The organism is Stenotrophomonas sp. IS26, from assembly GCF_054188265.1.
Map to the genome: position 1 here is coordinate 55,728 of NZ_JBSZJV010000001.1, position 13,711 is coordinate 69,438.

The 13,711-nt window shown below is 68.4% G+C and carries 13 protein-coding genes; all 13 read left to right on the forward strand.

What is annotated here, in order from left to right:
• Positions 1 to 14 precede the first annotated feature (14 nt).
• Entirely contained in the window at positions 15 to 614 is a 600-nt protein-coding gene (locus tag ACW6W5_RS00175; protein ID WP_152152065.1) for a 4'-phosphopantetheinyl transferase family protein, read from the forward strand.
• Between the two features lie 50 nt (positions 615 to 664).
• Complete coding sequence (gene rsmG / locus ACW6W5_RS00180) at positions 665 to 1,303, forward strand: 16S rRNA (guanine(527)-N(7))-methyltransferase RsmG (RefSeq protein WP_121040958.1); 639 nt, start codon at positions 665 to 667, stop codon at positions 1,301 to 1,303.
• 200 nt (positions 1,304 to 1,503) lie between these two features.
• Complete coding sequence (locus ACW6W5_RS00185) at positions 1,504 to 2,301, forward strand: ParA family protein (RefSeq protein WP_019185613.1); 798 nt, start codon at positions 1,504 to 1,506, stop codon at positions 2,299 to 2,301.
• Positions 2,301 to 3,224 carry a ParB/RepB/Spo0J family partition protein gene (locus ACW6W5_RS00190; RefSeq protein WP_121040956.1) on the forward strand — a complete coding sequence of 308 codons (924 nt, stop codon included), beginning with the start codon at positions 2,301 to 2,303 and terminating at the stop codon, positions 3,222 to 3,224. The genes ACW6W5_RS00185 and ACW6W5_RS00190 overlap by 1 nt, the downstream gene beginning before the upstream one ends.
• Before the next feature lie 35 nt (positions 3,225 to 3,259).
• Complete coding sequence (locus ACW6W5_RS00195) at positions 3,260 to 3,568, forward strand: helix-hairpin-helix domain-containing protein (RefSeq protein WP_019185615.1); 309 nt, start codon at positions 3,260 to 3,262, stop codon at positions 3,566 to 3,568.
• Positions 3,569 to 3,654: 86 nt separating this feature from the next.
• Positions 3,655 to 4,620: an SDR family NAD(P)-dependent oxidoreductase gene (locus ACW6W5_RS00200; RefSeq protein WP_152152067.1), complete on the forward strand. Its 966-nt coding sequence runs from the start codon at positions 3,655 to 3,657 to the stop codon at positions 4,618 to 4,620.
• 87 nt (positions 4,621 to 4,707) lie between these two features.
• Positions 4,708 to 5,430, forward strand: a complete 723-nt coding sequence (locus ACW6W5_RS00205) for a glycosyltransferase family 2 protein (RefSeq protein ID WP_152152068.1) — start codon at positions 4,708 to 4,710, stop codon at positions 5,428 to 5,430.
• The gene (locus ACW6W5_RS00210) at positions 5,430 to 5,771 is read left to right on the forward strand and encodes a lipid-A-disaccharide synthase N-terminal domain-containing protein (RefSeq protein WP_121040949.1); all 342 of its coding nucleotides are present in this window, start codon (positions 5,430 to 5,432) and stop codon (positions 5,769 to 5,771) included. Before ACW6W5_RS00205 ends, ACW6W5_RS00210 begins: the two co-directional genes overlap by 1 nt.
• A gap of 84 nt (positions 5,772 to 5,855) precedes the next feature.
• Entirely contained in the window at positions 5,856 to 7,643 is a 1,788-nt protein-coding gene (locus ACW6W5_RS00215) for a DUF885 domain-containing protein (protein ID WP_152152070.1), read from the forward strand.
• 99 nt (positions 7,644 to 7,742) lie between these two features.
• Positions 7,743 to 8,123, forward strand: a complete 381-nt coding sequence (locus ACW6W5_RS00220; protein WP_121040947.1) for a DUF2946 family protein — start codon at positions 7,743 to 7,745, stop codon at positions 8,121 to 8,123.
• 54 nt (positions 8,124 to 8,177) lie between these two features.
• Positions 8,178 to 9,458 carry a TolC family protein gene (locus ACW6W5_RS00225; RefSeq protein WP_121040945.1) on the forward strand — a complete coding sequence of 427 codons (1,281 nt, stop codon included), beginning with the start codon at positions 8,178 to 8,180 and terminating at the stop codon, positions 9,456 to 9,458.
• On the forward strand, positions 9,455 to 10,444 hold the full coding sequence (locus tag ACW6W5_RS00230) for an efflux RND transporter periplasmic adaptor subunit (RefSeq protein WP_121040943.1): 990 nt from the start codon (positions 9,455 to 9,457) through the stop codon (positions 10,442 to 10,444). The genes ACW6W5_RS00225 and ACW6W5_RS00230 overlap by 4 nt, the downstream gene beginning before the upstream one ends.
• A 35-nt stretch (positions 10,445 to 10,479) precedes the next feature.
• A complete protein-coding gene (locus ACW6W5_RS00235) occupies positions 10,480 to 13,662 on the forward strand; it encodes an efflux RND transporter permease subunit (RefSeq protein WP_152152072.1) in 3,183 nt (1,060 codons plus the stop codon).
• Positions 13,663 to 13,711: the final 49 nt, after the last annotated feature.

Below are 13,711 nucleotides of genomic sequence, written 5' to 3' on the forward strand. Positions count from 1 at the left end.
TTCGGGGTGTTCGCATGACCCTGCCGGCCACCCTGGACGGCCCGTGGCGCTTCGGCCCGGTCACGGTCTGGCGCCTGCCGCATGTGCCGGGCACCCGGGGCGAGCCTCAGGCCCGGGTGCTGCTGGCCGAGCAGCTGGGCGGGGCGCCGGAGGACCTGCCGCTGCAGCGCGACCCGCGCGGCCGGCCAGCGCTGCATGGCCCGTTGGCGCATGTCGGCACCGGCTGGAGCCACAGCCACGGGCAGCTGCTGGTCGCTCTCGGTGAAGGCGTCCGCCTCGGCGTTGACCTGGAACCCCTGCGCCCGCGCCCACGGATGCTGGACATCGTGCAGCGCTTCTTCCACCCGGCCGAGATCGCCTGGCTGGAATCGCTGGACGAGAACGCCCGCAACCATTGGTTCTTCCGCGTGTGGTGCGCCAAGGAAGCGCTGTTGAAGGCGCAGGGGCAGGGCATCTCCTTCGGTCTGCACCGGCTGCAGCTCGCGCCCGGCATCGACGGTGGCCTGCACCTGGCCTGGTGCGATCCGGAACTGGGCCCGGCCGAGCGCTGGCACCTGCACGAGTGGCAGGCGGCCGATGATTTCCGCGCCGCGCTGGCCTGGCATGCGATGTGAGATGGGCAGCCGACCAACGGTCGGCTCTACCGACCTGCGATAATGGTGCCATGACAGAACACACCCTCCCCGCTGGCGTGGCCGATGCGCTTGAGCGCGGCCTGGCCGCCATGCAGCTGGACGCCGCGCTGGCACCACCGCTGCTGACCTACCTGACCCTGCTCGACCGCTGGAACCGCACCTACAACCTGACCGCCATCCGCGATCCGCTGGAGATGGTGACCCGCCATCTGCTCGATTCGCTGGCGATGCAGCCGTACCTGGAGACCGGCACCCTGGCCGATCTGGGCACCGGCCCCGGGCTGCCGGGCATCCCGCTGGCGATCGCGCGCCCGCAGTTGCAGGTGACCCTGGTCGAGAGCAACGGCAAGAAAGCCCGCTTCATGCGCGAGGCCGTGCGCCAGCTGGGCCTGGGCAACGCCCGCGTGGCCGAGTCGCGTGCCGAGTCGCTGGCCGAACCGGCCGCCTACGACCATCTGACCGCCCGCGCGATGGATACCCTGGCCGGGATCATCCGGGTCGGTGGGCATCTGCTGCGCCCGGGCGGCCGCCTGCTGGCCATGAAAGGCGTGTACCCGCACGACGAGATCGCGCAGCTGCCGGCCGGCTGGTCGGTCGAGCAGGTGCTGCCCTTGAGCGTCCCTGGATTGACCGGCGAACGTCATCTGGTGGTGGTCATCGGCCCGTGAGCCGGTGACTTCGCTGCCCGCAGCGCCCGCCCCACGGTCGTCCCGCCCCTTCCCGCGATGGCCCCATGCGGCGTCGTCGGCGTGCCCGTGGGCGTCGCTGCGGCATTGCGGCGCGTGCCTGCCACGCATCTCACAGTGCATGACACGCCCCATATACGCATAATGACCAGTCCCACTCCCTGCCGATGAGGCTCACCCGCATGGCCCGCATCATCGCCATCGCCAACCAGAAAGGTGGCGTCGGCAAGACCACGACCGCCGTCAATCTGGCCGCCTCCCTGGCTGCTGCACCCAAGCGCGTGCTTCTTGTCGACCTCGATTCCCAAGGCAATGCGACCATGGGCAGCGGCGTGGACAAGCGCGAAGTCGCCGCCTCCACCTGTGACCTGCTGCTGGGCGAAAGCACCGCGGCCGAGGTCCGGGTCAAGACGCCGGAAGGTTTCGACCTGCTCCCGGGCAACATCGACCTGACCGCCGCCGAGATCCAGCTGATGGACCAGAGCGAGCGCGAGCAGCGCCTCAAGCGCGCGCTGGCCCCGATCCGTGACGAATACGACTACATCCTGATCGACTGCCCGCCGGCGCTGTCGCTGCTGACGCTCAACGCGCTGGCCGCCGCCGATTCGGTGATCGTGCCGATGCAGTGCGAGTACTACGCGCTGGAAGGCCTGAGCGCGCTGGTGGAAACCATCGAAGCGCTGCGTGCCAACCTCAATCCCGCGCTGGAGATCGAGGGGGTGCTGCGGACCATGTTCGATGTGCGCAACAACCTGGCCAACGCCGTGTCGGCCGAGCTGACCGAGCACTTCGGCGAGCAGGTGTTCCGCACCATCGTGCCGCGCAACGTGCGCCTGGCCGAGGCGCCCAGCCATGGCCAGAGCATCGTCGGGTACGACCGTGCCTCGCGCGGTGGCGTTGCCTATCTCGGCCTGGCCGGCGAGATCATCCGTCGCAACAACCAACGCAAGAAGGCCGACAAGGCCATGGAGACCGCCTGATGAGCACCAAGCCTGCCCTCGGCAAGAAACGCGGCCTCGGCCGTGGCCTCGACGCGCTGTTGGGGCCCAAGGGGGCGGTGACACAGGTGCAGGCGGCGGCCGTGGTCGAACCGCTGCCGGGTGAACGCCTGCGCAAGCTGCCGGTCGGTCATCTGCAGCCGGGCAAGTACCAGCCGCGCCGCGACATGGACGAGACCAAGCTTGCCGAGCTGGCCGAGTCGATCAAGGCGCAGGGCGTGATCCAGCCGATCCTGGTCCGCCAGCTTGGCGCGGACAGCTTCGAGATCGTGGCCGGCGAACGCCGTTGGCGCGCGTCGCAGCTGGCCGGTCTGGATGAAGTACCGGTGGTGGTGCGCGAGCTGGAAGACCGCACCGTCATCGCGATGGCGCTGATCGAGAACATCCAGCGCGAAGACCTCAATCCGCTCGAAGAAGCCGAAGCGCTGCAGCGGCTGATCAGCGAGTTCGCCCTCACCCATGCCGAAGCCGCCCAGGCCGTCGGCCGCTCGCGCGCGGCGGTGTCCAACCTGCTGCGCCTGCTGGAGCTGCCGATCGCGATCCGCCTGCTGCTGGAAACCCGCCGGCTGGAAATGGGCCATGCCCGCGCGCTGCTCACCCTGGCACCGGAACTGGCCAGCAAGCTGGCCCAGGAAGCGGCCGACCAGGGCTGGTCGGTGCGCGAAGTGGAACACCGCGCGCAGCAGTTCGCTGCTGGCAAAGTGCCCGGCGCGCTGCGCAAGAAGCCCACCGCCGCCGCGCCGCAGGCCGATATCGCTTCGCTGGAAACCGAGTTGTCCGAGTCGCTGGGCGCCCGCGTGGCGATCGCCCATGGCCGTGGCGGCAAGGGCAAGCTGATCATCCATTACACCGACCTGGACACGCTGGATGGCGTGCTCGACCGACTTCGCGCACAGAAGGGCTGAGTCCCCCGCAGGCGTCAGAGGATTTCCCCCAACCAATGAACCCCACCAAGGTCGACCGCAACCATCTGTTGCGTCTGACCGACCTGCCGAATGTCGGGCCGGCCTGTGAGAAAGATCTCCGTCTGATCGGCATCCGCGTGCCAGCACATCTGCGCGGTCGCGATGCCTACGACATGTACGCGCAGCTGTGTCTGCGCACCGGGGTGATGCACGACCCCTGTGTGATCGATGTATTTCTGTCGGTGCTGCGTTTCATGCAGGGCGAGGCGCCGCGGCCGTGGTGGGATTTCAGCAAGGAACGCAAGGCCACCCTGGCCAAGGAAGCGCCGCTCAGCCTCTGGTGAGGCGGGCCACCGGGATGCGCGGATCGCCACGCGTGCGTCCCGGCAAAACACTGTATTGATACGTGGCTGCATGACGGACAGACCCCATGACGATTCTCGTGACCGGCGCCGCCGGTTTCATCGGCGCCAACACCTGCAAGGCCCTGCTTGAGCGCGGTGAGCGCGTCGTCGGCCTGGACAACTACAACGATTACTACGATCCGCAGATCAAGCACGATCGCGTGGCTGCGCTGTGCCCGGAGGCGGACATCCGCGTGCTCGACCTGACCGACCGCGACGGCCTGGCCGCGCTGTTCGACGAGGTCCAGCCGACCCGCGTCATCCACCTGGCCGCACAGGCCGGCGTGCGCTATTCGCTGGAAAACCCGCATGCCTACGTCGACAGCAACCTGACCGGCTTCGTCAACATGCTGGAACTGTGCCGCCATCGCGGCGTGGCCCATCTGGTGTACGCCTCGAGCAGCTCGGTGTACGGCGATTCGGCGACCCCGCCGTTTTCCGAAGACCAGCGCATCGACAAGCCGCGCTCGCTGTACGCCGCGACCAAGGCCGCCAACGAGCTGATGGCCTACACCTATGCCCAGCTGTATGGCCTGCACGCCACCGGCCTGCGCTTCTTCACCGTGTACGGCCCGTGGGGCCGCCCGGACATGGCACCGCTGCTGTTCTCGCGCGCGGTCCTGGCCGGGCGGCCGATCGACGTGTTCAACGACGGAAAAATGCAGCGCGACTTCACACATGTCTCCGACATCGTGGATGGCATCCTCGGCGCGCTGGCGCATCCGTCCAGCGAAACGGTGCCGCACCGGGTGTTCAACCTCGGCAACCACACGCCGATCGAGCTGGAGCACTTCATCGGCGTCATCGAGGCGGCGGCCGGACGCCCGGCGCAGAAGGTCTACAAGCCGATGCAGCCCGGCGACATGGTCCGCACCATGGCCGATACCACGCGTGCGCATGACGCTTTCGGCTATGAACCGGCGATGCCGATCGAGCGCGGTCTGCCGCCGGTGGTGGCCTGGTGCCGCGAGTATTTCGGCGATCACGCCTGACACACACGCGCCGATTCATCTTCGGATAACCTCGGGTGCGGAAAATGCGCGCTCTTTTTCGATCCTGGCCATTCGCAGAGCCCGACCATGAGCCAACCCCAGTTGTCGGTCGTCGTCCCGGTCTTCAATGAACGCGACAACGTCACGCCCCTGATCCACGAGATCACCACCGCACTGCGCGGGCAGGTCGATTTTGAAATCGTCTATATCGACGACCACTCGCGCGACGACACCCTGGCGGTGCTGCAGGCCCTGAAGGCCACCACGCCGGAGCTGCGGGTGCTGCACCACGTCACCCAGAGCGGGCAGAGCACCGCGGTACGCAACGGCGTCAAGCACGCGCGCGCGCCGTGGATCGCCACCCTGGATGGTGACGGCCAGAACGACCCGGCCGACATCCCCAAGCTGCTTGCGGCCCGTGCCGCGGCCGCCACCGAGGTCAAACTGTTCGCCGGGTGGCGGGTGAATCGCCAGGATTCGGGTAGCAAGCGCTGGGCCAGCAAGTGGGCCAACGCGATCCGCGCGCGCATGCTGCGCGACGATACCCCCGATACCGGCTGCGGCATCAAGCTGTTCGAGCGCGCTGCGTTCCTGGAGTTGCCGTACTTCGACCACATGCACCGCTACCTGCCGGCGCTGATGCAGCGGGCCGGCTGGAAGACCACCAGCGTGCCGGTCAATCACCGGCACCGCACCGCCGGGGTCTCCAAGTACAACAACCTCGGCCGTGCCCTGGTCGGCATCCGTGATCTGCGCGGGGTGGCCTGGCTGATCACGCGCAGCAAGCGCACCGTCGTGGAAGAACGCTGATGGAACTGCACTGGCTCGATCAGCCGCTCACCTGGCTGTACTGGACCGGCCTGCATGTGACCGGCTGGAAGCTGATCGGCTACACCGGCGCGCTGATGTTCGGCGGCCGCTGGCTGGTCCAGTTCGTGGCCTCGCGCCGCGCCGGCAAGCCGGTGATCCCGCGCCTGTTCTGGTACATGAGCGTGGTCGGCAGCCTGATGACGCTGAGCTACTTCCTGTTCTCGGCCAAGCAGGACTCGGTGGGCGTGCTGCAGAATCTGTTCCCGGCCTTCACCGCGTTGTACAGCCTGAAGCTGGATATCGCGCACCGTGGTTGGAAGCGGGACAAGGCGACGCACTAGGGTCGGGCAGGACCTTTGATCCATGCACCGCCCGCCGGCTTGGTGCCATGATCGGGGTTTGCCGTCCCTCGGGAACCCTTGACCGTGAAATCACCGCTCGTTGCTGCGCTGCTGCTCGCCCTGGCCCTTCCCGCCGGCGCTGCCCTGGCTGCTCCTCCGGCTGCCCCGGCTGCCGCCCCGGCCAGCCTGGCCACTGAAAGCCCTGCCGATGCGCAGTTCCGCGCGATCTACGAGAAGGAATGGGCCTGGCGCGAAGCCGGCGGCGGTGAAGCCAGCGAAGACGGTGACGGCCCGGCCAATGCCACCCGCATGCCCGATGTCGGCGCCGCCGCGCAGCAGGGCCGGTTGAAGGTCTGGGACGACGTCCTGGCCCAGCTGGACAAGCTCGACACCCAGGCGCTCTCGGCCGAGAACCGCATCAACTACGCGATCTACCGCGACCAGGTGTTCAACCTGGCTGCCGAGGTGCGCCTGCGCGCCTACGAAATGCCGTTCAACGCGGACTCCTCGTTCTGGTCCAACCTGTCCTTCATGGCCCGGCGCGAGATGAAGACCGCGCAGGACTACCGCAACTACATCGCACGCCTGAACGATGTGCCGCGCTACTTCGAGCAGCAGACCGAGAACATGCGTGCCGGCCTCAAGCGCGGTTTCAGCGTGCCGCGTGCGGTGCTCGATGGCCGCGAGGTGTCCATCGCCACCGTGTCCGAACTGAAGGACCCGACCCAGTCGCCGCTGTACGCCCCGTTCAAGAAGCTGCCGGCCAGCATCCCGGCCGCCGAGCAGGCACAGCTGCAGGAACAGGCCCGCCAGGCCATCGGCGGCAGCGTGGTGCCGGCGTTCGCCAAGCTGCGCACCTTCTTCGTCAGCGAGTACGTGCCGCAGGCGCGCACCACCCTGGCCGCCGAGGCGATGCCGGGCGGCAAGGCGTACTACAAGCAGCAGATTCACGAATACACCACGCTGGACCTGACCCCGCAGCAGATCCACGAGATCGGGCTGAAGGAACTCGCGCGTATCCAGGCCGAGATGAACGGCATCATCCAGCAGGTCGAGTTCAAGGGCAGCTTCGCCGAGTTCCTGACCTTCCTGCGTACCGATCCGCAGTTCTACGCCAAGACCCCGGATGAGCTGCTGCATCGTGCTGCGTGGATCTCCAAGCGCGTGGATGGCGTGATCGGCAAGTACATGACGCTGCCGCGCGCGCGCTTCACCATCGTGCCGGTGCCGCCGGACATCGCCCCGTTCTGGACCGCCGGCCGCGGCGGCATGGGCACCTACTGGCTCAACACCTACAACCTGCCGGCGCGGCCGCTGTACAACCTGCCGGCGCTGACCCTGCATGAGTCCGATCCGGGCCATGCCCTGCAGGGCGCGCTGGCGGCAGAGCAGGGCGAGCAGCCCGCGTTCCGCCGCAACAACTACATCTCCGCCTATGGCGAAGGCTGGGGCCTGTACTGCGAGAAGCTCGGCGTGGAGATGGGCATCTACGAAACGCCGTACGAGGATTTCGGCCGCCTCACCTACGAGATGTGGCGCGCCGCGCGCCTGGTGATCGATACCGGCGTGCACCACAAGGGCTGGACCCGCGAGCAGGCGCTGTCCTACCTGCGCGACCACACCGCGCTGAGCGAGCACGAAGTGACCACCGAAGTGGATCGCTACATTTCCTGGCCGGGTCAGGCGCTGAGCTACAAGCTCGGTGAGATCGCGATCGTGCGCCTGCGCGCGCAGGCCGAGCAGGAGCTGGGCGACCGCTTCGACGTCAAGGCCTTCCACGACGCCGTGCTCAGCCAGGGCTCGGTGCCGCTGCCGGTGCTGGAGGCGCAGATCCAGGCCTTCATCGCCCAGCGCAAGGCCGCCGCCAGCTGAGGTGCGCGGGGCCGGCCATCGTGCCGGCCCCGGCCAACGTGAACCAAGCGGCCGGGCTGCGATTGTGTAACGGCTTCACGCCCGGCTACCCTGCGGGCCATGTTCCGTCGTGCCCGCCCGCGTCCGTCCCTGCTGCTCCGCCTGCTGATGCTGGTGGTGGTCGGTGTGGGCGTGTTCGGCAGCTCGCTGGCCTCGGCCCTGGCAGATATCCACCTGACCGTGCACGCAGACAGCAGCGAGCTGCACGGCACGGCCGATGACACGGCCGGCGCTGCATCCAGCGACGACGACGGCAACGAAGACTGGCTGCATGCCCTGGTGCATTGCGGCCACTGCCATGGCCATGGCGGCGTGCTGCCGATGGCCGCGATGGCCTGGAGTCTGCCGGCGGCCCCCAGCCATGGGGTCCCTGCCGGGTTGATCGCGCAACTGCGCACCCAACCGCCCGAGAACCTGCTGCGTCCTCCGATAGCGATCTGATGCCCTGCGGCCGCGCGCCGCCGTTTGCCCTCTGATCGCTTTCTGGAGACTCCCATGTGGATGCGTCTGGCAGCCTTGGCTGCCATTGCGTTCGTGCCGTGCGTGTACGCACAGGGCACGACACCTGCTGCACCGTTGACCCTCGACGACGCCATCGCGCGCGTCGCCCAGTACCACCCCGATCTGCGCCTGGCGCAGGCCCAGCGCCCGGTGTGGGAAGCCCGCCGTGACGCGGCCGGCCTGTCGCCCCCTTTGACCGTGGGCGTGGAGCTGGAGAACGCACTCGGCAGCGGTGATACCCGCGGCTTCGATGCCGCCGAAGTCACCGTCACCCTGGCCGGCGTGCTGGAACGCGGTGGCAAGCTGGATGCCCGCCGCGCCGTGGCCCAGGCCAACCTGGACAGCCTGGCCCCGCAGCGCGAAACCGCGCGCCTGGACCTGATGGCCGAGGTCGCCCGCCGCTACCTGGCAGTGACCGACGCGCGCCAGCAGCTGCGCATTGCCGAGACCGATATCGAGCAGCGCAGGCGCGCCGTCGCCGCCGCGCGGCTGCGCCTGCAGGCCGGCGCCTCGCCCGAATCGGTGCTGCTGACCGCGCAGGCGATGTTGGCCCAGGCCGAACTGGACCGCGATCGCGCCCAGCAGATGGATCAGTCCGCACGTGCGTCGCTGTCGGCGTTGTGGCGCCAGCGCGAGCCCGGTTTCGACGTGGTCACCGGCGATCCGATGCAGCTGCCCGCGCTGCAGGACTTCGCCGTGCTCGCCGAGGAACTGCAGCGCACCCCGGAACTGGCGGTGCTGGCCGGTGAGCGCCGCATCCGCGAAGCGCAGGTGCAGCTGGCCCGCACCCAGGCACGGCCCGATGTCAGCTGGCAGGTGGGCGTGCGCAACAGCCGCGATACCCGCGACACCTCCCTGGTGGCCGGTTTCAGCCTGCCGCTGGGCAGCGTGCGCCGTGCCGACCCGGAGATCCGCGCGGCCGAGGCCGAACTGGCACTCAACAGCGTGGAGCGCGACGCGCGCGCGCTGCAGCTGTACGCCACCCTCGCCGAAGCGCACGGCCGCTACCTGACCTCGCGGCTGGAAGTCACCCGCATGGCGCGCGACGTGCTGCCGCAGCTGCAGCGTGCCGAGAACGCTGCCGAGAAGGCCTGGCGTGCCGGCGCGATCAGTTACATGGAATGGGCGCAGCTGCAGGCGATGCGGATCGACGCACGCCAGCGCCAGCGTGAGGCGGCCATCGCTGCACAGACCGCCCTGATCGAACTCCAGCGCCTGACCGGCCAGAGCATGGTCGCCGCAACCGACACCGTGTCCACGGAGGACCGCCGATGACCCTTTTCCAGACCCGTACCGCGCTGGCCGCCAGCCTGTTGATCGCGCTGATGGCGCTCACCGGCTGCGGCAGCAGTGACCCCGCTGCGGCGCCGGCCGAGGCGGCCGCGACGGACGCCGGCCATGGCGAGGCCGGGCATGACGATGATCATGACGATCACGATGCACCGGAAAGCACCACCATCACCGCGGCCATGGCCGAGCAGGCGGGCATCCGCGTGGCACCTGTCGTCGCCGGCACCATTGCCGACGAGCACGACGTGCAGGGCCTGCTGACCCCGGTCGATGGCCGCGTCGCGCAGGTGATGGCGCGCTTCCCCGGTCCGATCCGTTCGCTACGCGCCAATGTCGGCGACCGCGTGCGCGCCGGTCAGGTGCTGGCCAGCATCGAGAGCAACCTGAGCCTGACCACCTACACCGTGACCGCACCGATCGGTGGCGTGGTGCTCGCGCGCCAAGCGCAGGTGGGTGGAGTGGCGGGCGAGGGCACGCCGTTGTTCGAGGTCGGCGATCTGTCCACGCTGTGGGTGGACCTGCATATCTTCGGCAACGACACCCAGCACATCACCGCCGGCGTGCCGGTCACTGTGTCACGCATGACCGACGGCGTGAGCCAGGCCACCACGCTGGAACGCGTGCTGCCCGGCACCGCCACCGCCAGCCAGAGCACGGTCGCCCGCGCCACGCTGCGCAACGATGACGGCCAATGGCGGCCCGGTGCCGCGGTCAAGGCGCGCATCGTGGTGGCCACCACGCCGGCCGCACAGGTGGTGCCGCTGAGCGCGTTGCAGACGATGGATGGCAAGGACGTGGTGTTCGTGCGCGAAGGAGATACCTACACCGCGCGTGCGGTGACCCTGGGTGCGCGCGATGCGGGCAGGGTCGAAGTACTCAGCGGCCTGACCGTCGGCGAAGACGTCGTGGTCGAGCAGAGCTACGTGGTCAAGGCCGACATCGGCAAGGCAGGGGCATCGCATGAACATTGACGTGCTGCCGCGCCCCGCATCCGGAGGGCGCCACCATGCTTGAGCGCATCATCCGCGCCGCCATCGCCCATCGCTGGTTGATGATGGCCCTGACGTTGGTGCTGATCGTCATCGGCAGCTGGAGTTTCACCCAGCTCCCAATCGACGCCACCCCGGACATCACCAACGTCCAGGTGCAGATCAATACCGCGGCCCCCGGCTACTCGCCGCTGGAAACCGAACAGCGCATCACCTACCCGGTGGAGACGGTGATGGCCGGCCTGCCGGCGATGGAGCAGGCACGCTCGCTGTCGCGCTACGGGCTCTCGCAGGTGACCGTGGTCTTCAAGGACGGCACCGACATCTACTTCGCCCGCCAGCAGGTCGCCGAACGCCTGCAGCAGGTCAAATCGCAGATTCCCGACGGCCTGGATCCGCAGCTGGGACCGATCTCGACCGGCCTCGGCGAGATCTTCATGTACACCATCGATGCCGATCCCAAGGCACGCAAGGCCGATGGCACGGCGTACACCGCCACCGACCTGCGCACCCTGCAGGACTGGGTGATCCGGCCGCAGCTGCGCAACGTGCCCGGCGTGACCGAGGTCAACACCATCGGTGGCTTCCAGCGCCAGGTGCACATCACCCCGGATCCGGCGCGGCTGCGCGCGCTGGGCTTCACGTTGGAGGACGTGGCGCAGGCGGTGGAGACCAACAACCAGAACGTCGGCGCCGGCTACATCGAACGCAACGGCCAGCAGTTCCTGGTGCGCATTCCCGGCCAGGTCGCCAACCTGGAGGAAATCGGCAACATCGTGCTGGCCCGCCGCGAAGGCGTGCCGATCCACGTGCACGACGTCGCCCAGGTGCAGGACGGACCGGAGCTGCGCAGTGGTGCGGCCACCCAGAACGGCCATGAAGTGGTGATGGGCACCGTAGTGATGCTGATCGGGGCCAACAGCCGCGACGTCGCCCAGGCCGCGGCGGCGCGTCTGCAGCAGGCGCAGGCCAGCCTGCCGGAGGGCGTCACCGTCACCGCCAGCTACGACCGCACCGCGCTGGTCGACCGCACCATCGCAACGGTCGCCAAGAACCTGATCGAAGGCGCCTTGCTGGTGATCGTGGTGCTGTTCCTGCTGCTCGGCAATTTCCGCGCGGCGTTGATCACGGCCGCGGTGATTCCGCTGGCGATGCTGTTCACGCTGACCGGCATGGCCCGTGGCGGCGTCTCGGCCAACCTGATGAGCCTGGGGGCGCTGGATTTCGGCCTGATCGTCGATGGGGCGGTGATCATCATCGAGAACTGCCTGCGCCGCTTCGGCGAACGCCAGCACGCGCTCGGCCGCGACATGACCCGCGATGAACGTTTCGGCGAAACCGCCAGCGCCACCGCCGAGGTGATCCGCCCGAGCCTGTTCGGGCTGGGCATCATCACCGCGGTGTACCTGCCGATCTTCGCGCTCACCGGCGTGGAAGGAAAAATGTTCCACCCGATGGCGATCACCGTGGTGCTGGCCCTGACCGGTGCGATGGTGCTGGCACTGACCTTCGTACCCGCCGCGATCGCGCTGTTCCTCGGCGGCCGCGTGCAGGAGAAGGAAAACCGCCTGATGGCCTGGGTGCGCCGGCGCTATGAACCGATGCTGGCCTTTGCCCTGCGGCGCGGCCGCTGGATGGTCGCCGGTGCGCTGGTGCTGGTGATCGGTTGTGGACTGCTGGCCACGCGGCTGGGCAGTGAGTTCGTGCCGAACCTGGACGAAGGCGATGTCGCCATGCACGCCATGCGCATCCCCGGGACCAGCCTGACCCAGTCCATCGAGATGCAGAAGCAGATCGAGAACCGGCTGGTGCAGTTCGCCGAGGTGGACAAGGTGTTCTCCAAGATCGGCACGCCGGAGGTCGCCTCCGACCCGATGCCGCCATCGGTCGCTGATACCTTCATCATGATGAAACCGCGCAAGGCCTGGCCGGATCCACGCAAATCGCGTGCGGCACTGCTGGCCGAGCTGGAGGAGGCGGTCGAGCAGCTCCCCGGCAACAACTACGAGTTCACCCAGCCGATCCAGATGCGCACCAACGAGTTGATCTCCGGCGTGCGTGCCGACGTGGCGGTGATGCTGTTCGGCGACGATCTGGACACGCTGCTGTCGGTCGGCAAGCGGATCGCGGCGGTGGCCGGCACGGTGCCGGGCGCGGCCGACGTGCGGGTGGAGGAAACCAGCGGCCTGCCGCTGCTGACCGTCACGCCGAATCGCACCGCGTTGGCCGGTTATGGGTTGAATCCAGGGCAGGTGCAGTCCACCGTGGCCACCGCGGTGGGCGGCCAGGTGGCAGGGCAGTTGTTCGAAGGCGACCGTCGTTTCGACATCGTGGTGCGCCTGCCTGAAGCACTGCGCCAGGATCCGGCCGCACTGGCGGACCTGCCGGTGTCGCTGGAACCCGCGCTTGCGGATGCGGCCGATGAATCCAGCAGAGCAGGCAGCTGGACCAGTGGCAGTGCACGCACGGTGCCGTTGCGTGAGCTGGCGACCTTGAGCAACAGCGAAGGGCCGAACCAGATCAACCGTGAGAACGGCAAGCGCCGGATCGTGGTCACCGCCAACGTGCGCGACCGCGACCTCGGCGGGTTCGTCGGCGAGCTGCAGCAGGCGATCGGGCGCGATGTGCAGGTGCCCAACGGCTACTGGATCGAGTACGGCGGCAGCTTCGAGCAGCTGATCTCGGCCAGCCAGCGCCTGTCGATCGTGGTGCCGGTGACGCTGGCGATCATTTTCGCACTGCTGTTCTGGGCGTTCGGCTCGGTCAAGGATGCGGCCATCGTGTTCAGTGGCGTGCCACTGGCGCTCACCGGCGGCGTGCTCGCGCTGGCCCTGCGGGGCATTCCGCTGTCGATCTCGGCCGGCGTGGGCTTCATCGCGCTGTCCGGTGTGGCGGTGCTCAACGGTCTGGTGATGATCAGCTTCGTGCGCAGCCTGCGCGAGCACGGCATGCCGTTGCCGCAGGCGGTGCGCGACGGTGCTCTGGGCCGGCTGCGCCCGGTGCTGATGACCGCGCTGGTGGCCTCGCTGGGCTTCGTGCCGATGGCCTTCAACGTCGGTGCCGGCTCGGAGGTGCAGCGTCCGCTGGCGACCGTGGTGATCGGCGGCATCGTCTCGTCGACGTTGCTGACGTTGTTGGTGTTGCCGGTGCTGTATCGGTGGCTGCATCGCAAGGACGCCGCCGTACCGGTCACGGGGTAGCACCGGGTCGTTGGGTAGCACCCGACCGTTGGTCGGGTAAACCCGCAGG

Excerpts from the sequence above, each read along its gene's own strand:
- ACW6W5_RS00220 (WP_121040947.1), top strand. The coding sequence starts at position 7,743 with ATGTTCCGTCGTGCCCGCCCGCGTCCGTCCCTGCTGCTCCGCCTGCTG.
- ACW6W5_RS00230 (WP_121040943.1), top strand. The coding sequence starts at position 9,455 with ATGACCCTTTTCCAGACCCGTACCGCGCTGGCCGCCAGCCTGTTGATC.
- ACW6W5_RS00195 (WP_019185615.1), top strand. The coding sequence starts at position 3,260 with ATGAACCCCACCAAGGTCGACCGCAACCATCTGTTGCGTCTGACCGAC.
- ACW6W5_RS00175 (WP_152152065.1), top strand. The coding sequence starts at position 15 with ATGACCCTGCCGGCCACCCTGGACGGCCCGTGGCGCTTCGGCCCGGTC.
- ACW6W5_RS00205 (WP_152152068.1), top strand. The coding sequence starts at position 4,708 with ATGAGCCAACCCCAGTTGTCGGTCGTCGTCCCGGTCTTCAATGAACGC.
- ACW6W5_RS00210 (WP_121040949.1), top strand. The coding sequence starts at position 5,430 with ATGGAACTGCACTGGCTCGATCAGCCGCTCACCTGGCTGTACTGGACC.
- ACW6W5_RS00190 (WP_121040956.1), top strand. The coding sequence starts at position 2,301 with ATGAGCACCAAGCCTGCCCTCGGCAAGAAACGCGGCCTCGGCCGTGGC.
- ACW6W5_RS00235 (WP_152152072.1), top strand. The coding sequence starts at position 10,480 with ATGCTTGAGCGCATCATCCGCGCCGCCATCGCCCATCGCTGGTTGATG.
- ACW6W5_RS00225 (WP_121040945.1), top strand. The coding sequence starts at position 8,178 with ATGTGGATGCGTCTGGCAGCCTTGGCTGCCATTGCGTTCGTGCCGTGC.
- ACW6W5_RS00185 (WP_019185613.1), top strand. The coding sequence starts at position 1,504 with ATGGCCCGCATCATCGCCATCGCCAACCAGAAAGGTGGCGTCGGCAAG.
- rsmG (WP_121040958.1), top strand. The coding sequence starts at position 665 with ATGACAGAACACACCCTCCCCGCTGGCGTGGCCGATGCGCTTGAGCGC.
- ACW6W5_RS00200 (WP_152152067.1), top strand. The coding sequence starts at position 3,655 with ATGACGATTCTCGTGACCGGCGCCGCCGGTTTCATCGGCGCCAACACC.